Source organism: Enterobacter sp. Li2LvB3, from assembly GCF_056156645.1.
In genome coordinates this window covers 92409-111438 of record NZ_JBSICG010000015.1, presented here as the reverse complement: position 1 = coordinate 111438, position 19030 = coordinate 92409, and the positions used below count along the sequence as shown (strand labels likewise).

The window sequence follows — 19030 nt, the reverse complement described above, 5'->3', positions numbered from 1 at the left end:
CCTGAATTAATGCACTGTTTTACAAGGTAAAAATATAGCGTCACCGCTAAGGTTACTTTGGTTCGGTGGCGTGATTTCGCACACTTTGCCAGACCAGGTGAGACGTAACGCACTGTTTTCCTTAATTCCGCTGAGATAAGCGAACCCTTCTTCTGCGACCAGCCCGACCTCTTTACCCGAAATGCTGTCGACGATACTGACGCCCAGAGGCGGGAACTGACCATTTTCCTGTCGAATAATGCCGACAATCTGGTAGCCCGTGGTGGCATTAAGTTTGCTGTAACCAATGGCACCTTCTGTCAGCGTGGTTCGAATGATGGAGGTTTCAATGTCTACGCCATCAGGTAACGTGTTGCTGTTTACGCGCACCGTTGAGGTGGTGTAGTTGGTGAGTGAAGGGACAACGGCAATACCAAATGCGTTAGTCCGCGTACGCGAACTGTTGACCTCAATCCCTGCAACGCCATCGGCATCGATCATCATGCGGGCGTTATCGGCCGGGCTGTAATCATGCAGGGCAACGCCATGCCGTGTGGCGGTAAGTGAGCCATTCCAGCCAGCGCTTATTGAACGATATTGATTAGGCTGAACGCTTCCTGACAGGTTGAGGCGTCCGTAAGGGGAATAGTGCTGGTATCCACCGCGCAATGACGGTTCACCTTCGCGTAAATCGTCTTCGGTCGTAGAGGCGGATAGGTTCCACGTATTATTGCGATCGGAGGAGTCATAGTAAGAAGCCATATGAGACGCGCTGTCGCCGCCTGAGCGCTGGTAGCTGTACATAATGCTACGACTCTGTTCCAGCGGGAGTGTAAATGAGAAATAGACCTGATTTTCGTCACTGTCATCCCAGCGTACGCGGCTTAACGCCAGCGATGCGGATAGACCTCTAAAATTGCCGATATCGAAATTGCGGCTGATCGAAAAGGAGTAGTTCGTGTTGCTGCTGTTGTCCCAGTAGGTGTTACGGGTGACGTTGAGATACGTATTTAATGCCAGAGAATCAAGGTACTGGTTGAAGGAGATAACATAGCTCTCTTTTTCGTTTGTCGTTGAGGTATCACCGTCCCGAGACGCGAGATATTCGCTCATTGAGACATACTCTTTATCCGAGAATCGATAACCCGCAAAGGTAATCTGGCTGCCGGTTGCCTCGAAGCGTTTAGCATAGTTTGCGCGATAGCTGTATCCACGCTGCTTTTCATTTTTTTCCTGATGCAGTGTGGCCTGGGCACCTGTCACATCAAAAGAGATCGCGCCGAGTGAATCAAGGTTAAAACCGATACCGGTGGTCATAGCCTGATAATCATCCGCCGTCAGCATGGTGCCGCCATACAGTGAGACATTGCTCGACCAGCCCCAGGAGAGTTCACCTGTCCAGAAAAGGGGATTATTAATGTCGTTATGGCCCGTGGCTGTGGGTTTACCGATGGAAGTTTTATAACGCACCTGGCCTTTTCGGGTCAGGAAAGGGATTGAGGATGAGCCGACCTGGAAGGTGGTTTTACGCCCATCTTCCTCTTCGACTGCCACATCCAGTTGTCCCTGGTAAGTTTCACCCAGGTCAGAAATTGTGAAAGGACCCGGCGCGACAGTCGTTTGATAAAGAACGCGGCCAGACTGAGAGACAGTCACTTTGGCATTGGTCTGCGCGATGCCGGTAATTTGCGGTGCATAGCCTTGTAAATCAGGCGGCAGCATACTTTCGTCACTTTCCAGTGAAGCACCGGTAAAGTGGAAGGTATCAAAAATATCTGAGCTTAAATCATATTGTCCCAGCGTCATTTTTGATGAAAGCGAAGGGATTGGTCGGTAGAGATAGGTTCGCGCCAGACTGCTGTCGCTGCCCGTAGACTCACCGTTACGAAAGTTTTGGTTATATTGATAATCTGAACGTAGACGCCAGGCGCCGAGGTTAAACCCGAGCGTGCCGTAGGTGCTGATATTCTGGCTGTCGTCGCCCCCGTGCGGGTCGTACTGGCTGGCATAGAGATTATAATCGAGTAAAACACCCGCAATACCCTCGTCCCAGAATTCTGGCGGCGTCCAGTTTTGCGCCTGATATTTCATCCACGCCTGGGGAACGGTCACGGAAAGTACCATCGTCGCTTTATTAAGGGAAAAGCCCAGTTCCGGAACAGCCGAAAGGTCAAGGCAACGTCCGTTCTGTGGATAATGGAGTCGCGAAATGAAATCTGTGCTCAGTCCGAAAGCAGATAATTGCCCAGCATTAACACAAATTTGTGAACCGCTTTCGTTTTCCGTTGCGATCCATTCCATTGTTGTGGATTGAGGTAACGTGTTTTTATTGACCTGAATACGGACGAGATAGCTACCCGGTGTGATATGGCCTTTTTTCTCAAACTGGGAAATATCAATATTACTTCGGTCTTCAACATCAATCATATCCGTGTTGAATTCAACCGCAGATACTGGCAAGACGAATAATGCTGAGTAAAGTGTTGCACTCAGCGAATGCTTTATAAAAGCAGAGAGGCGAGATAGTTGAGGCGCTGAGTGTTTTAGCATAAATCCGTTTCGCTGATTAAAGAGATAATTAAAAAGCCGATGAGTCCATCATCGGCTAGTAATTCAGGCGTTAAACTGAATTACTTATAGTCGAGAACGTAGTTCGCCTGGGCCTGAACGTTACCTGGGGTAGCCGTTTTGCCTGTTACAGGCTCCATGCGGGCTTTAAAGTTCAGTTCCTGATAAGAGTTAACAGATGGGAATGACACTGGAATCGCAGTACCCAGCGTCACTTTATTACTGCCGCTATCCAGCAGACGAATACCTACGCCGGTCGCACCGCCGATGTTGCCATCCAGGGTGTTTTTCATCAGGCTGGTGTCAGTGCTATCGGTGCTGGCAGAGGTAAATGTCACCTTCACTTTATCGATAGTGGTTGGCGTTTGCCCGCTGTTGTCGGAAAGAATACAGTCTTGCAGGTGGATATTTACGTCAACCGGCAGCGAGTTTTTACCGCTGTTCAGCACGCTATCCGCGACTTCGCCTAATTCAATGGTCTGGTTTTCATCACCAGGGGTGATAGAGCAAGGTGCACTGATGACTTCACCGGTGAAAGTGATCTTCCCTGAGCCCTGGTTATCTGCTGCCACAGCAGTAAAGGACAGGCCAGAAAGCAGTGCAGTTGTCGCAACTGCCAGGATAGTCTTGTTAAGCATGAAGATATAATCCTTTATCTAAGATTGGACATCGCAATAAATTTAATGAATTAATATTGCAACACTTTTATTGCATTAAAACGGGTGAAATATATCAGCCACAATATAGGTGTTCTCGTGAGTATTTCTTAATGAGGGATTTAGGATTTATTAATAGATTGCTTGAGGTTATGAGTGGGATGGATGCTGTATATCAAAAGCTGAGATGCTTAGTTAAACAGTGATTAACATCTATCTTTTGACGTTTATTTAATACGCGAAGCGGTATTTATTTTACAGGGAATAGTTATAAATAATATTTCTTAATTGATTTCTATGGCGGTCAAAAAGTATGACGTCGGACTTTATATTATTAATACTGATAGTTGGTATTCACTTACACTTCATAAAATTGCGCTCCCTCAATAAAGGGAGCGCAACCTTTCAGCCAATACCTGCCGTTTGTAACAATACCAGGCTAAGCCCCATTACAGACATACCGCACAGCACACCGTAGCTGGGGTTGTTGTCAGGATCGATCTCTTTCGCCAGTGGCATCAGCTCATCCACAGAAAGAGCAACCATTATTCCCGCGACCGCTGCCATAATGGCTGCCATCACAACGGGTGAAACCAGGCTGCCAAGAATCAACCATGCAAGCACACCGCCCAGGATTTCAGCCATCCCGGAAATGCCCGCCCAGAAGACAGCGGTACGTTTTGAACCCGTAGCAGCATAAACCGGACCGGCAACGGCCAGTCCTTCAGGAATATTGTGCAACGCCACGGCAAGGGCGATGCCAAAACCCATCTCCAGGTTATTACTGGCGGTCACGTAGGTGGCGACACCCTCCGGGAAGTTATGCAGACTGATACCCAGTGTCAGCAAAACTGCGGTGCGCTTAATATTGTGCGGCAACGTTGCCACGTTTTTTTGCATGAGATCCTGCGGATGCGCGTGAGGCAACATGCGGTCGAGCGCAAAGTAACCCAGCAGACCAAACACAAACATGCCATAGCCCAGGACCGGAGACATGCCTTCTGTGCCAAGCGCAGCAGGGAGCATCTCCATCAGAGAGATAAGCAGCATGATCCCGGCGGCAAAACCCAGTGAGAACGCCAGCACGCGGTTAGACGGTTTCTGACCAAGCACGCCTAAAATCGCACCGATAAAGGTCGCGGCACCTGCAAGTATTGTCAGGATCAAAGGGACTGACATGTACTGCTCCTTATGATAATGATTATCATTAATATTAATGATTCATTGATGGCAAAGCGAGAGCGGAGACTCTGCTTTACACATTCCTTACATTCAAATTTCCTGATGATGATCTTCACGCTTATCTGCGTTCATCTTTGCCAGATTACGCGTAATGTAGAACCATCAAATTGACACCTTCTGTAAGGATATCACCATGACTTCTTCTCGTATGCCAGCACTGTTTTTAGGCCACGGCAGCCCAATGAACGTTCTGGAAGATAACGTCTATACCCGCGCCTGGCGTCATCTGGGAGAGACGTTGCCACGCCCGAAAGCAATTGTGGTGGTTTCCGCGCACTGGTTTACCCGCGGTACAGGCGTAACGGCGATGGAAGCGCCAAAAACCATCCATGATTTTGGTGGATTCCCGCAGGCGCTCTATGACACGCATTATCCGGCACCTGGCTCGCCTGCGCTGGCACAACAGCTGGTGGAGCTGCTGGCACCCGTCCCGGTTGCACTGGATAAAGAAGCCTGGGGCTTTGACCACGGCTCCTGGGGTGTGCTCATCAAAATGTATCCTGATGCGGATATCCCTATGGTGCAACTGAGTATCGACAGTACCAAACCTGCGGCCTGGCATCTGGAAATTGGCCGTAAGCTGGCCTCACTGCGTGATGAAGGCATTATGCTGGTGGCGAGCGGCAACGTGGTGCATAACCTGCGCACGGCACGCTGGCACGGAGAGAATACGCCGTACCCGTGGGCAACCTCATTCAACGATTTTGTAAAAGCTAACCTGACGTGGCAAGGCCCGGTTGAACAGCACCCTCTGGTGAACTATCTGGAACACGAGGGTGGTTCACTCTCTAACCCAACGGCGGATCACTTCCTGCCGCTGCTGTATGTATTAGGTGCGTGGGATGGCCAGGAGCCGATTACGATCCCGGTTGATGGGATTGAGATGGGGAGTTTGAGTATGTTGTCGGTGCAGATTGGGTAAAAAACATGCCGGGTGGCGGCTTCGCCTTACCCGGCCTACATGTCGCGCGTAGACCCGGTAAGCGTAGCGCCACCGGGCAAGCTTTATTCGACGAAGATGTGCGGATAGAACCGTGACAGATCCTGAGTGATCAGCGCGCGATCTTCGCGGATGCCGATCCCGGCTGGCTGATCGTTAATGAGCCAGCTACCAATCAGCGTATAGCTGTCGCCAAACTTCGGCAGTTGATAAAATTCCTGGACGATCATCCCTTCTTCGCCGTAAGGCCCTTCAACCGCTTCCAGCGTTTTGCCGTTTTCGATGATGGATACGTTCGCCCCTTCACGAGAGAATATGGGCTTCACGACGTATTTATCCATCGGCGGGAAATCATCTTCAGCAAAGTAAGCGGGCAGCAGATTAGGGTGATTCGGGAACATCTCCCACAGCATTGGCAGCAGCGCCTTGTTAGAAATAATGCTCTTCCAGGCAGGCTCCAGCCAGCGTACGCCAGCATCTTCCAGCTTGGTCGAGAACATCTCGCGCAGCATATATTCCCAGGGATAGAGCTTGAACAGGTTACTGATTACCTGATCCTGCATATCCGTGAACTGACCCTTTTCACCCAGGCCGATGTCTTCAATATAAAGGAATTCGGTAGCGACTTCGGCTTCGGCCGCACAGTCCTGTAAATACTGCACTGTGCCACGATCTTCTTCTGTATCGCGACAGCAGGCGAGGTGCAGCAGGTTGAAGCCATGCTGTTCACGCAATTCGCCAAAGCGCTCAATCAGCTTTTCCTGAAGGCTGTTGAACTGGTCGCTGCCTTCCGGCAGGTTTCCGGCATTCACCTGGTCTTCAAGCCAAATCCACTGGAAGAATGCAGCTTCATACAGAGAAGTTGGCGTGTCGGCGTTGTTTTCTAACAGCTTAGGTTCACCCACGCCGTCCCATGCCAGGTCGAGGCGCGAGTAGAGCGATGGCTGGCTGGTTTTCCATGACTGGCGAACGAAGCTCCAGGTGTGTTTTGGAATGCGGAATTTAGCCATCAGTTCGTCGCTATCGATGACTTTATCAACCACTTTCAGGCACATCTGGTGCAGCTCAGCGGTCACATCTTCCAGTTTCTCTACCTGGGCGAGGGTGAGCTTGTAATAAGCGTCTTCACACCAGTACGGCTCGCCGTACATGGTGTGGAAATTAAAGCCGTATTCAGTCGCTTTTTCGCGCCAGTCAGGGCGCTCGGTAATACTGACACGTTCCATGATCAGCCGCCCATTGAGCGGGTAGAAGAACCCGTTGCGCTACGCTGCATGGAAGTTTGTTTTGCAACAGACTCACCAAAGCCGCCACGGGTAATGGTACTGGTGGTCGCTGGTTTTGGCGCCATCGCGGTTTTCGGCACGGCCATTGTGCGGCCGGGTTGCGCTGCACCGTAACCTTTACCGCTGGCATCGGTGTACTGACCGTACGCCGGGCTTGCCGGGTTTTTTGAGCTAAACAGCGGCTGCTGCTGGTAGCCTGCACCGCCGCCCATCAGACGACCCATCATGTAACCGGCCATCAGTGGCATCCAGAAACTGCCGCTGGATTGTGCCTGCGCCTGGTTTTCAGGTGCCGTGCCCGCCTGAGCTGGAGCTTGCTGGCACTGGCCTTCGCCAAATTCAGCAACGCAGTCAGCACGAGAGGCATATTTCGGTGCGGTACGCTCTGCTTCTTTCAGCGCCGTGTTGTACGCAGTAGTACATTCTGCGGCTTTGCCGGTGGCGGCTGAACAGTCATCCGCGTTCTGATACAGCGATACCGTTTCGTCGGTTTTCTCACAGCCCGCCAGCATAAAGACGGCAGTGATCGCCAGCGCGACAGGAGTGAGATGGCGCGCGTTCCAGCTTTTGCGGAACGATGCGTGATTAATCGATTTTGTCCGTTTCATTTTTGTCTTCCAGGACCCAGTGGTAGAACGAAGTAAATAAGGCTCAGGATAGAGGATGAGTGGTTGAAAATGAAGCTAAGGGGGGTGGAAACAGGGAGATCTTTACGTTGACTTACGTTTGGATGTGATTTTGCGCCGGGTGTCACTTCGCTTACCCGGCCCGCGGTGAAGCAGGTTCAATAAGCGAAGTGACAGCGGGCAATACTAATACTTAATTACGGAACGGATTGGTGCTCTTGCTGGCAGGCGTGGTTGAACGCGTAGCCGCAGGTTGTGCTGCAGGGGTATTGCTGTCGGCGTTGAAATTATCAACGGCGGCAACCTGCTGCGGATTTTCAGGCGCAACGCTATCTGGCGATGTAGAAACCGGCTTGCCGAGTGCTGCGTTCAGCGCTTGCAGATCCTGCTCATTCAACGTACCCAGTGCTGATTTGATGTTCAGCTGGTTAATCAGGTAAGTGTAACGTGCGCTGGAGAGCTGTTGTTTTGCGTTATACAGCGTGGTCGTTGCGTCTAACACGTCAACGATGGTGCGCGTACCAACGGAATAGCCTGCTTCCATTGCATCCAGTGAGCTCTGGGCAGAAATAACGGCCTGTTTATAGGCGTTGATGCTGCTGATGGAGGCGTTCACGTTGTTGAAGGAAGAACGCACGGTTTGCACCACGTTGCGGTGTGCACTTTCCAGTTGCTCGCTCGCACCCACAAAGTTGTACTGCGCCTGTTTCACCTGGGAGTTCACCATTCCGCCCTGATACAGCGGCAGGGAGAAGCTCAGCCCCACTTTGTTTTGACCCTGATTGCTGTCGTCATACTGGGCAGAGTTGGTTTTAGAGCCGCTGTAGGTGGTATCAGACACGCCAGTAGAAGCGCTTAAGCTCAGGGTTGGCAGATGACCATCCTGTGCCTGACGAATCTGTTCACGCGCCAGATCCTGGCTCAGACGTGCCTGCAGCAAGGCCAGGTTACGGTTTTCTGCTTCTTTCAGCAGCGCATTTACCGTCTGTGGTTTGTCCGTTTTGAAATGGTCCACGTTTAGCGAGGCCAGTTCAGGGTAGTAGTTACCGGTGACTTGACGCAGTGATTCAAGCGCATTATCGAGGTTGTTACGCGCGGTCACTTCGTTTGCCAGTACGCTGTCGTATTGTGAACGGGCGTTCTGCACGTCGGTAATTGCAACCAGACCCACGTTGAAACGCTGGGTGGTTTGGTCCAACTGACGATAAATCGCCTGTTTCTGCGCTTCAGTGTAGGAGAGCGAGTCGATGGCGCTCAGCACGTTGAAGTAAGCGGTGGCGGTATTCAGGATCAGCGTCTGCTGATCGGTCTGATAGGTCACATCCTGGATACCGGCGCTCTTCTCTTGCAGCGTCAGGGCGCGCCATTTGGACATATCAAACAGCGTCTGGGTCAGCTGCAGCGATGCGCTGGTGGCGTTAGAGTTAACGCCGTTAGCATCGCGAAAACCGTTGCTATAGGTATAATCTGCACCTAAGCCCAACTGCGGCAGCAGCGGACTACGTGCTTCGTTAATTTTTTCAAACGCAGCATCACGATCGGCGGCTGATTTACGTAAATCAGGGTTGCCCAGACGTGCCTGCTGGTAGACCTGTAACAGGTTTTCCGCCTGACTCATTGCACTGAAGCCCGTCAGGCTCAGGCCGATAAGGATGGGGAGCAATTTCTTCATTTGCATTCCTTGTTGTGAAGCAGTATTAGCGCTGATCTAATTAAAAATAATTGCCGATTCTAACAGAATCTTCCACACCAAAAGGTTGGCGTTACGTGCCATCCGGCTGTAATTTGCACCAATCTATCATATAGCCTTATATACAGCCTTGAAATTAATGATTTCAACACTATTGCTACAAAGGTATGACTCATGCAAAAACCAGATAAGTTGCCAGTGACATTCGCCAAAAACGATGTAGAAATTATTGCACGAGAAACGCTATATAGCGGTTTTTTTTCGATGGATCTTTACCGTTTCCGGCATCGCCTGTTTAACGGGCAGATGAGCGGCGAGATCAGACGTGAAATTTTTGAGCGCGGTCATGCGGCAGTCTTGCTACCCTTTGACCCAGTGCGTGACGAAGTGGTACTGATTGAGCAGATCCGAATCGCGGCGTATGACGTTAGCCCAAGTCCATGGTTGCTGGAGATGGTCGCCGGGATGATAGAAGAGGGCGAGACGGTCGAAGATGTCGCCCGCCGCGAAGCGCAGGAAGAAGCAGGTCTGGTGGTTGGCCGCACCAAACCGGTGCTCAGCTATCTGGCAAGCCCTGGCGGCACAAGTGAACGCTTATCCATTATGGTGGGCGAAGTGGACGCCACGACGGCGGAAGGGATCCACGGTCTGGCAGATGAAAACGAAGATATTCGGGTTCATGTGGTGAGTCGGGAGCAGGCTTACCAGTGGGTTGAAGAGGGGAAAATCGACAACGCAGCGTCTGTCATCGCCCTGCAATGGCTGCAACTGCATTATCAGACATTACGAAACGAGTGGAAAAAATGAAGCGTTATACACCTGACTTCCCAGAAATGATGCGCTTGTGCGAAACCAATTTTGCACAATTGCGCCGCCTGTTGCCGCGAAACGACGCACCCGGCGAAACGGTGAGCTATCAGGTGAGCAACGCGCAGTATCGGTTAACGATCACAGAATCAACGCGCTACACTACGCTTGTGGAAATCGAGCAAACGGCACCCAGTATTAGCTACTGGAGCTTGCCGTCAATGACAGTACGCCTGTATCACGACGCGATGGTCGCTGAAGTGTGTTCAAGCCAGCAGATCTTTCGCTTCAAGGCACGGTATGATTATCCGAATAAAAAGTTGCATCAACGCGACGAAAAGCATCAAATTAACCAGTTTTTAGCTGACTGGCTAAGATATTGTTTAGCACATGGAGCAATGGCGATTCCGGTTTGTTAGCGTCATAAACCTACCTAAGGACACCATTTGGAAAGCCTGTTGAACCTGACTGTTGCTGGTGGGGCGCCAGTCAGGATATTACAAATCACCGATACTCACCTGTTTGCCGAAAAGCATGAGACTCTGCTGGGAGTGAACACCTGGGAGAGTTATCAGGCAGTACTTGGCGCGATTCACGCTGAAAACCGTCCTTGCGATTTAATCGTCGCGACGGGCGATCTCGCGCAGGATCAATCCTCCGCGGCCTATCAGCATTTTGCTGAGGGTATCGCGAGCTTTAACGTGCCTTGCGTCTGGTTGCCGGGCAACCATGACTTCCAGCCCGCCATGTACAGCGCGCTTCAGGAGGCAGGCATCTCTCCGGCCAAGACCGTCATCGTGGGCGACCAGTGGCAAATCCTGCTGCTCGACAGCCAGGTATTTGGCGTGCCGCACGGTGAGCTGAGCGAGTTTCAGCTTGACTGGCTGGAGACAAAACTCGCCGCCGAGCCGGAACGCCATACGCTGTTGTTGCTCCATCATCATCCGTTACCGGCTGGCTGTAGCTGGCTTGATCAGCACAGCTTACGCAACTCTGCGGCGCTGGACCGTGTTCTGGTCAAATTCCCACGGGTGAAAAATCTGCTTTGCGGACACATTCATCAGGAACAGGATCTCGACTGGAACGGCCGCCGGATGCTGGCAACGCCGTCTACCTGCGTGCAGTTTAAACCGCATTGTGCCAACTTTACCCTGGATACCATTGCCCCAGGCTGGCGCTGGCTGGAACTCCACGCTGATGGTGTGCTGACCACTGAAGTGTGCCGTTTGTCAGGGTTAAAATTCCGTCCAGATACCGCTTCAGAAGGCTATTGATGTCTACCCTCCTTTACCTGCATGGGTTTAACAGTTCGCCGCGATCCGCGAAAGCGACACAATTCCGCGCGTGGCTGAGCGAACATCATCCGTATGTTGAGATGATTATCCCGCAGCTGCCACCATACCCGGCTGACGCCGCAGAAATGCTGGAATCTATCGTGCTGGAGCACGGCGGGGAATCCCTGGGAGTCGTCGGCTCCTCGCTGGGCGGTTATTACGCCACCTGGCTATCGCAATGCTTCATGCTGCCAGCGGTAGTGGTCAACCCGGCGGTGCGGCCATATGAGCTGTTACGGGACTTTCTTGGTCAAAACGAGAACCCCTACACCGGACAGCAATATGTGCTAGAGTCTCGCCATATTTACGATCTCAAAGTTATGCAGGTAGACCCGCTTGATGCGCCCGATCTTATCTGGTTGCTGCAACAAACGGGGGATGAAGTGCTGGATTACCGCCAGGCAGTGGCGTATTACGCATCCTGCCGCCAGACTATAGAAGAGGGCGGAAACCATGCTTTCACGGACTTTGAGAATCATTTCACCCAGATTGTCGATTTTCTTGGACTGCACAGCCTCTGACAATCAATGCGAATTGCTAGTTTAAATCATGACGCAAACCTATAACGCTGATGCCATTGAGGTACTCACCGGGCTTGAGCCGGTTCGCCGCCGCCCGGGGATGTACACCGATACGACGCGCCCAAACCACCTGGGCCAGGAAGTTATTGATAACAGTGTGGACGAAGCGCTGGCAGGTCATGCCAAACGCGTAGACGTGATCCTGCACGCCGATCAGTCGCTGGAAGTGATTGATGATGGTCGTGGGATGCCGGTCGATATTCACCCGGAAGAGGGTGTACCTGCTGTTGAGCTGATCCTCTGTCGTCTGCACGCGGGCGGTAAGTTCTCTAACAAGAACTACCAGTTCTCGGGCGGCCTGCACGGCGTGGGGATCTCCGTGGTTAACGCCCTGTCCCGACGCGTAGAAGTCAATGTGAAGCGCGATGGCCAGGTGTATAACATCGCGTTTGAAAACGGCGAAAAAGTGCAAGAGCTCCAGGTTGTAGGGACATGCGGTAAACGCACGACCGGCACCAGTGTTCATTTCTGGCCAGACGAAAGCTTCTTCGACAGCCCACGTTTTTCCGTTTCTCGCCTGACGCACCTGCTGAAAGCCAAAGCAGTGCTCTGCCCGGGCGTGGAAATCACCTTTAAAGATCACGTTAACAACACCGAACAAACCTGGTGCTACGCCGATGGTCTGAACGACTATCTGTGCGAAGCAGTAAACGGCCTGCCGACGCTGCCGGAAAAACCGTTTGTCGGTAATTTTAACGGTGACACCGAAGCAGTGGATTGGGCGCTGCTGTGGCTGCCAGAAGGCGGCGAGCTGCTGACGGAAAGCTACGTCAACCTGATCCCAACCATGCTTGGCGGTACGCACGTAAACGGCCTGCGCCAGGGCTTACTGGACGCGATGCGCGAGTTCTGCGAATACCGCAATATTCTGCCGCGCGGCGTGAAGCTGTCGGCGGAAGATATCTGGGATCGCTGCGCGTACGTTCTGTCCGTGAAGATGCAAGACCCGCAGTTTGCCGGTCAGACCAAAGAGCGTCTGTCATCGCGCCAGTGCGCGGCCTTCGTTTCTGGCGTGGTCAAAGATGCCTTTACTCTGTGGCTGAACCAGAACGTTCAGGCGGCAGAAATGCTGGCTGAAATGGCGATTTCCAGCGCGCAGCGTCGTCTGCGTGCGGCGAAGAAAGTGGTGCGTAAAAAGCTGACCAGCGGCCCTGCGCTGCCGGGCAAACTGGCAGACTGCACCGCACAGGATCTCAACCGTACCGAACTGTTCCTTGTTGAAGGAGACTCGGCAGGTGGATCCGCCAAACAGGCGCGCGATCGTGAATATCAGGCGATCATGCCGCTCAAGGGTAAGATCCTGAATACCTGGGAAGTCTCTTCTGATGAAGTGCTGGCGTCCCAGGAAGTTCACGATATCTCTGTGGCGATTGGCATCGATCCTGACAGCGACGATCTGAGCCAGCTGCGCTACGGTAAAGTGTGTATCCTCGCGGATGCGGACTCCGATGGTCTGCACATTGCCACGCTGCTCTGTGCGCTGTTTGTGAAGCATTTCAGAACGCTGGTGAAAAACGGTCACGTCCACGTGGCGCTGCCGCCGCTGTACCGTATCGACCTCGGCAAAGAGGTGTATTACGCGCTGACGGAAGAAGAGAAAGCGGGCGTGCTTGAACAGCTTAAGCGCAAGAAGGGCAAACCAAACGTTCAGCGCTTTAAAGGGCTGGGCGAAATGAACCCGATGCAGCTGCGTGAAACCACGCTGGATCCGAACACGCGCCGCCTGGTGCAATTGACGATCAGCGATGAAGACGAACAGCAAACCAACGCCATGATGGATATGCTGCTGGCCAAGAAACGTTCGGAAGACCGACGCAACTGGTTGCAGGAAAAAGGCGATCTGGCAGATATTGAGGGGTGATGCTCCTCATCCTGACCCTCTCCCGGTGGGAGAGGGTATTGGATCGTAGGCCCGGTAAGCGATAGCGCCCCGGGCCTTTTTACATCAAAACTCCATCTTCACCGTAAACTGCACTTCGCGTGGATCGCCAATCTGGTTGCCCAGGTTATTGGTGGCGATTGAAGAGGTGTAGTAGGTTTTATCAAACAGGTTCTTCACGTTCACCTGCAACGTCACCGGGTATTGCAGCTTCATCTTATACGCCGCAAACGCATCCGCAACGACGTAACCTGGCAGATAGTAATCCGCACCGTTGGTAGCTGAACGACGGCTCACGCCGTGCCCGCCGCCGCCAAGCGTCAGGGTATTCCCGCCGATCACGTTATGAATGTCGTAGGTCAGGAACAGGGAGCCAGTGTGACGTGGCACGTTTGGCAGCGGTTTACCCGCGTAATCAGGATCTTCCAGCACTTTGGCATCGGTATAACCGTAGCTGGCGATGATGTTGGTGTTCTCGGTGAGCGATCCGGCGAGATCCACTTCCACGCCCTGCGAGCGCACGCGGCCTGCGGTTTTGGCGATGGTTTCATCCCCCACGCTTTCGGTATACAGCACATTGCGCTTATGAATATCAAACAGCGCGATATTGGCGGTAATGCCGTTGAACAGGTCAAACTTTGCACCCACTTCGTAAGCATTTGACGTCTCTGGTGGCAGGTCGCCGATATAGCTCGCAATAGAGGATTGCGGCATAAACGTCTGCGAATAGTTAGCAAACAGCGACACGTTTGGCGTCAGCTTGTAGACCAGGCCCAGCTTCGGCGTCCACTGATCGTCACGGCTGTCGGTGTTAACGTTAAACGGACGGCCTTTACCCGCATACTGGGTGTAGTACTGGTAACGCATCCCGGCGACGGCGATCCATTTATCGGTCAGATACAACGCGTCCTGCGCATAGGCGGAGTAGCTCTCCTGCTTGATCGTCTGGTCACTATCGGACGCAGAAACGGTTGTACATTTACCGGTATTGCCGTAGGTCGGGTTATAGATGTTGAAATCTTTCACGTTCTTACAGCGGATCATATCCGTGCGCAGCAGATCGTAATTCTCATAGGAGATGCCGGTCAGGATCTCGTTGTAGAAGCCGGCGATATCTACATTTCCCTGCAAATCGGCACGGGTGGTGTGCATTCGCTGCGTCGAGCCTTGCGTTGCATCCACACGGCGGGTCAGGTTGCCGGTGGCAGAGTCATAGGCCATCACGCGCGCCTGGTTGTCGCTGTATTTATCCTGGCTGTAGCTATAGTCGAACTTCGCGGTCCACTGGCTGTTCAGGCGGTATTCCGCGTTGAGCTGCGCCAGGTCGGATTGCCCGTCGGTGATGTTAAACGGCTCATCAAAGCGGGTTTTTCGGTCAACCTTTACCGCCTGTTTGGTATTGAGATCGAAGATCGTTCCACGATCGAACGGTGTCTTATAGTCGCGATGGGAGTAGAGCACCGTGACGGTGGCATCATCGCCAAACCAGGTCAGCGATGGGGCGATAAAGGTGCTGCGTTCTGTGCCGAAGTTACGCCAGTAATCTTCGTCCTGATATTCACCCGTCAGGCGCCAGGCAAGGCGCGTCCCTTCAATCGGGCCAGTAACATCGAATTGCCCGGTCCCGCCGCCAAAGCTGGAAGAGGTGGCTGAAATTGAACCGCCAAACGTCGTTTCCGGGCGTTTGGTGACCACGTTAATCAAGCCGCCAGGATCGAGAATGCCGTACAGGGTCGACGCCGGGCCTTTCAGCACTTCCACACGCTCGGTTGACGCGTTAAAGCTGCGCGGCAGTACGGTGCGCAGGCCGTTAGTCATGATTGAGCCATCGCGATTAGCGCCAAAGCCCCGGCGTACAAACGCATCCTGGGTGCCGCCCAGGGTGTTGGTCTGCACAACGTTGCTGACGTTATACAGCGCTTCGTCGAGCGTGGTAGCGTGCTGATCTTCAAGCACCTTATCGCTGACGGTATTCACCACCTGCGGGATGTCCAGCATTGGCATGTTGGTCAGTGTAGCGGTGGAGGTGTTCAGCGGCTGATAGCCGTTTGTGGCATCGGTGGTTGCATTTGGATCGGCGGTAACAGTCAGCGTTTCGCCATCTTTAGCCGTTGTGGTATCTGCGGCCTGTACCAGCGGTGTGATGAATAACAGTGAAAAGAGCGCGCGCCCTTTTACCCCAGAGAGAGAAGGTGTGAACTTAGCCATTACATCTGTTTTCCCGAAATATCCCGCGCATGAATGTTCGCGGAAGAATGTGTGATTCATTGCCCTTAACGCTCTGTCCGTTCGCCATGTCAGGCATCGAACATGTAATTGAGAATCATTCAATCACGCTGGAATGTAGTAGTAAATGGAAAACAGAAAAAATCGACTACAAAAGAAAAACACCCGTACATGACCGGTCATTCCTTTTTTAACAATCTGAAAATAAAAGGATTAACAAAGATGTTGTTAGCGTAGTAGTCCGTCATTATCCCTGGGTTTTTCAGGGTATTTATTCGCTTGACTACTACATGGCGCAGCGGCAAACTCCCAAAAGAGAATGAGTTTTATTTTTATTTGTTTGTCATTTTATTAAGTTGGCGTTCACGTGGCTCATAACACGAAAAAGCAGGGGTTGGTGCTTGAAAACCTCTCTGCTGGCTATCAGAAAAAAATCATCGTTGATGATATTTCCCTGGCGATCCCTCAGCAGAAAATGACTGTCCTGATTGGGGCGAACGGCTGCGGAAAATCCACCCTGCTCAGTACCATTGCGCGCCTGCTTCTGCCGCTTGGCGGTAGCGCATTTCTGGACGGGAAGGCAATTCATGAACAACCCACCAAAGCGGTTGCCCGCAGCCTGGGCATTCTTCCGCAATCGCCAATACTGCCGGAAGGGTTAACCGTGTTTGAGCTGGTTTCACGCGGGCGCTTTCCCTGGCAAAACTTTATGCGCCAGTGGAGCGACGAAGACGAGCACGCCGTTGAAGAAGCCCTGCGTCTGACCGGCACCACGGAATTTGCTCACCTGCCAGTAGAAAGCCTTTCCGGTGGCCAGCGTCAGCGCTGCTGGATAGCCATGGCGCTGGCGCAGCAAACGCCATATATCCTGCTGGATGAGCCGACGACGTATCTCGACCTTCGCTATCAGGTCGAGATCCTGGAACTACTTCACACGCTGACCCGCCATCACGGACGTACCGTTGTGGTGGTGCTCCATGATCTCAATTTTGCCGTTAACTATGGCGATTCGCTGGTCTTTCTGCGGCAGGGAAAAGTGCAGGGCGTGCTTCATGAAGGCGATACCTGTACGCCTGAACTGATCAAAGCGGTTTTTGATGTCGACGTGCATATGTCGGTGAACCCATTGACCGGAAAGCCGTTCTTTATGCCTTTTCGTCAGGGAACCGCAAAACCATGATGCGCACATCTCTGGCTTTCATCCTTTTTGCGCTGCTGCTGGTGGCGGGTGGCATTGCCCATCTGGGGGTCGGCGCGCGTTTTATTGCCCCGCAAACGGTGGTGCAGGCGCTCCTTCATTTCGATCCGCGCAATTTCGACCATAACGTCATCGTTAAGCTGCGGTTGCTGCGCTTGTTCGCCGCGCTGACCACCGGCGCGGCGCTTGGCGTGGCGGGTGTGTTGCTGCAATCCGTTATCCGCAACCCGCTGGGGGAACCGCATATTCTGGGGCTAAATGCCGGGGCAGCACTGGCGGTGGTGTTAACCAGTGCTCTGGGGCTTAGCCTGCCGTTTGGTCGCCCGCTGATTGCTGCGACCGGTGCCGGGGCGCTGTTTCTGCTGGTGCTGATGTTCTCATCCGCCGGGCGCACCGGGTTAACCCCGATGAAGGTGACTCTGTGCGGCGTGGCGTTGTCGGCATTCGCATCGTCTATTACCGCCGCCGTGCTGATCCTGGATGAACAGACGCTGCTCGCCATGCGTACCTGGCTGGCGGGAGATTTGGCTGGATTAAACGGCGAGATAGTTCGCACGGCATCCTGGGTAGCTGGTGCAGGTTTCGCGCTGGCGCTGTGGCTGTCGCCATCGCTGAATATGCTGGCGCTGGGCGACCGTATGGCACAGGGATTAGGCGTTTCGCTGCTGAAAACCCGCCTGTTTGCACTGCTGGCGATTGCGCTGCTGTGTGGTGCTGCCGTTTCCATTGCCGGGCCCATCGGGTTTATTGGCCTGGTGGTACCGCAGTTGATCCGCCGTCTGGTGTCAGTAGATATTCGCGTGATGGTGCCGCTTTCTGCCGTGTGCGGTGCGCTGGTGTTACTGATTGCCGATCTGGCCGCCCGCACGCTATTCACCCCTTATGAGCTGGCCACCGGCGTTATGACGGCGCTGGTTGGCGCACCGGTCTTTATCGTTATGGCATCGAGGATGTTCAAATGAAGCGGGCGGTTTTGCGAGCCGGTCTGCGGCCGTTACGCATCGGCGCCTTTTCGGCGCTCGTGCGCCCGCGCGTGCTGGCGTGCCTGACGCTGTTCCTGCTGATGACGGTGCTGCTGCTCAGTTTTGGCCTGACGCGCGGCTCACTGCCTATTCCCACTTCCGCTATCGGACGTGCGCTGTTTTACCCTGAAAGCCTGCCTGCGGATGCGCGTTACATCGTGATGGATATTCGTCTGCCACGCCTGCTGATGGCCGTACTGTGTGGCGCCATGCTGGGGATGGCAGGGGCGGCAATGCAGTCTATCACCCGTAATGGCCTGGCCGACCCGGGGCTTATCGGCGTGAAAGAGGGCTGTAGCGCGACGGTGTTGCTGCTGATTTTTCAGTTCCCGGCGCTGAGCCTGTTCTGGCGTCCGGCAGTGGGTATGGTCGGCGGGCTGCTGACGGCATTACTGGTGGTGGCTCTGGCGCGTGATATTTCGCGGCCACGTTTTATTCTGACCGGTATTGGCGTCTCCTGGGCTTTTGCGGCGGCAATGGGCGTCTTTATGACCACGGCTGACGTGCGTGATGTCCAGACCGCGATGCTGTGGCTGGCGGGGAGTCTGCATACGGCAAACTGGGCGTTAGTGAGCGTGGCGGCAGGGTGGGCTGTGCCTGCATGTGCCTTACTGCTCTTTACCGCCCGTGCGGCCGACGTGGCCCTGCTCGGCAATCAGGCTGCCACCGGGCTGGGCGTTCGTACGCCACGGCTGGCGCTGCTGCGCCTTCTCGCCCCTGTAGTGCTGACTGCTGCCTGTGTCTCCTGCGTGGGCAGTATCGGGTTTGTCGGATTAATTGCCCCGCATATGGCGCGCGCCTTGTTACGTGGCGGGCAAACCGCATTGTTGTTGGGGAGTGCCGTGCTGGGCGCACTGCTGGTGCTGATGGCAGATAACGTCGGTCGTCTGGCGTTTTTACCGCTGCAACTCCCCGCAGGCATTGTGATTTCTTTAATTGGCGGGCCGTTTTTCCTGCTGCTGCTCTGGCAGCGTCGGGACAGATTTTAGGGGATAA

The 19030-nt window shown here is 53.4% G+C and carries 16 protein-coding genes; 9 read left to right on the top strand and 7 right to left on the bottom strand.

The window, feature by feature from the left end:
* Positions 1-6: 6 nt before the first annotated feature.
* From ACS603_RS14095 to zupT, 3 genes are all read right to left on the bottom strand, one after another.
* On the bottom strand, positions 7-2529 hold the full coding sequence (locus ACS603_RS14095; protein ID WP_315686867.1) for a fimbria/pilus outer membrane usher protein: 2523 nt from the start codon (positions 2527-2529) through the stop codon (positions 7-9).
* Positions 2530-2609: 80 nt separating this feature from the next.
* Entirely contained in the window at positions 2610-3185 is a 576-nt protein-coding gene (locus tag ACS603_RS14090; protein WP_182062488.1) for a fimbrial-like protein, read from the bottom strand.
* 423 nt (positions 3186-3608) lie between these two features.
* Positions 3609-4382 (bottom strand): zinc transporter ZupT, encoded by a 774-nt coding sequence (gene zupT / locus ACS603_RS14085; RefSeq protein ID WP_182062487.1) that lies wholly within the window; start codon positions 4380-4382, stop codon positions 3609-3611.
* Positions 4383-4578: 196 nt separating this feature from the next.
* Here zupT and ygiD point away from each other — a divergent pair, with 196 nt between their 5' ends.
* On the top strand, positions 4579-5367 hold the full coding sequence (gene ygiD, locus ACS603_RS14080; protein WP_182062486.1) for a 4,5-DOPA-extradiol-dioxygenase: 789 nt from the start codon (positions 4579-4581) through the stop codon (positions 5365-5367).
* Positions 5368-5450: 83 nt separating this feature from the next.
* Here ygiD and ACS603_RS14075 read toward each other — a convergent pair whose 3' ends face one another.
* From ACS603_RS14075 to tolC, 3 genes are all read right to left on the bottom strand, one after another.
* The gene (locus ACS603_RS14075) at positions 5451-6611 is read right to left on the bottom strand and encodes a glutathionylspermidine synthase family protein (protein ID WP_182062485.1); all 1161 of its coding nucleotides are present in this window, start codon (positions 6609-6611) and stop codon (positions 5451-5453) included.
* Positions 6612-6613: 2 nt separating this feature from the next.
* Positions 6614-7279, bottom strand: coding sequence for a DUF1190 family protein (locus ACS603_RS14070; protein WP_474944450.1), 666 nt, complete (start codon positions 7277-7279; stop codon positions 6614-6616).
* 211 nt (positions 7280-7490) lie between these two features.
* The gene (gene tolC / locus ACS603_RS14065) at positions 7491-8969 is read right to left on the bottom strand and encodes an outer membrane channel protein TolC (protein ID WP_182062483.1); all 1479 of its coding nucleotides are present in this window, start codon (positions 8967-8969) and stop codon (positions 7491-7493) included.
* A gap of 192 nt (positions 8970-9161) precedes the next feature.
* Between tolC and nudF the strand changes: the two genes are divergently transcribed.
* Genes nudF through parE form a run of 5 tightly spaced genes read left to right on the top strand, consistent with a single transcriptional unit; the run spans position 9162 to position 13570 of the window.
* Positions 9162-9794 (top strand): ADP-ribose diphosphatase, encoded by a 633-nt coding sequence (nudF, locus tag ACS603_RS14060; protein ID WP_014071785.1) that lies wholly within the window; start codon positions 9162-9164, stop codon positions 9792-9794.
* The gene (locus tag ACS603_RS14055) at positions 9791-10213 is read left to right on the top strand and encodes a DUF1249 family protein (RefSeq protein ID WP_003862516.1); all 423 of its coding nucleotides are present in this window, start codon (positions 9791-9793) and stop codon (positions 10211-10213) included. The genes nudF and ACS603_RS14055 overlap by 4 nt, the downstream gene beginning before the upstream one ends.
* A 27-nt stretch (positions 10214-10240) precedes the next feature.
* Complete coding sequence (gene cpdA, locus ACS603_RS14050; RefSeq protein WP_182062482.1) at positions 10241-11068, top strand: 3',5'-cyclic-AMP phosphodiesterase; 828 nt, start codon at positions 10241-10243, stop codon at positions 11066-11068.
* Positions 11068-11649, top strand: a complete 582-nt coding sequence (yqiA, locus tag ACS603_RS14045; protein ID WP_182062481.1) for an esterase YqiA — start codon at positions 11068-11070, stop codon at positions 11647-11649. The genes cpdA and yqiA overlap by 1 nt, the downstream gene beginning before the upstream one ends.
* Before the next feature lie 28 nt (positions 11650-11677).
* Positions 11678-13570: a DNA topoisomerase IV subunit B gene (gene parE / locus ACS603_RS14040; RefSeq protein ID WP_182062480.1), complete on the top strand. Its 1893-nt coding sequence runs from the start codon at positions 11678-11680 to the stop codon at positions 13568-13570.
* 84 nt (positions 13571-13654) lie between these two features.
* On the opposite strand, the gene ACS603_RS14035 is transcribed toward parE, so the two are convergent.
* Positions 13655-15796: a TonB-dependent siderophore receptor gene (locus tag ACS603_RS14035; RefSeq protein ID WP_182062479.1), complete on the bottom strand. Its 2142-nt coding sequence runs from the start codon at positions 15794-15796 to the stop codon at positions 13655-13657.
* Between the two features lie 385 nt (positions 15797-16181).
* Here ACS603_RS14035 and ACS603_RS14030 point away from each other — a divergent pair, with 385 nt between their 5' ends.
* Genes ACS603_RS14030 through ACS603_RS14020 form a run of 3 tightly spaced genes read left to right on the top strand, consistent with a single transcriptional unit; the run spans position 16182 to position 19023 of the window.
* Positions 16182-16994 carry an ABC transporter ATP-binding protein gene (locus ACS603_RS14030; protein ID WP_474944449.1) on the top strand — a complete coding sequence of 271 codons (813 nt, stop codon included), beginning with the start codon at positions 16182-16184 and terminating at the stop codon, positions 16992-16994.
* Positions 16991-17974: a FecCD family ABC transporter permease gene (locus ACS603_RS14025; RefSeq protein WP_474944448.1), complete on the top strand. Its 984-nt coding sequence runs from the start codon at positions 16991-16993 to the stop codon at positions 17972-17974. Before ACS603_RS14030 ends, ACS603_RS14025 begins: the two co-directional genes overlap by 4 nt.
* On the top strand, positions 17971-19023 hold the full coding sequence (locus ACS603_RS14020) for a FecCD family ABC transporter permease (RefSeq protein ID WP_474944447.1): 1053 nt from the start codon (positions 17971-17973) through the stop codon (positions 19021-19023). The genes ACS603_RS14025 and ACS603_RS14020 overlap by 4 nt, the downstream gene beginning before the upstream one ends.
* The last annotated feature ends 7 nt before the right edge of the window (positions 19024-19030 follow it).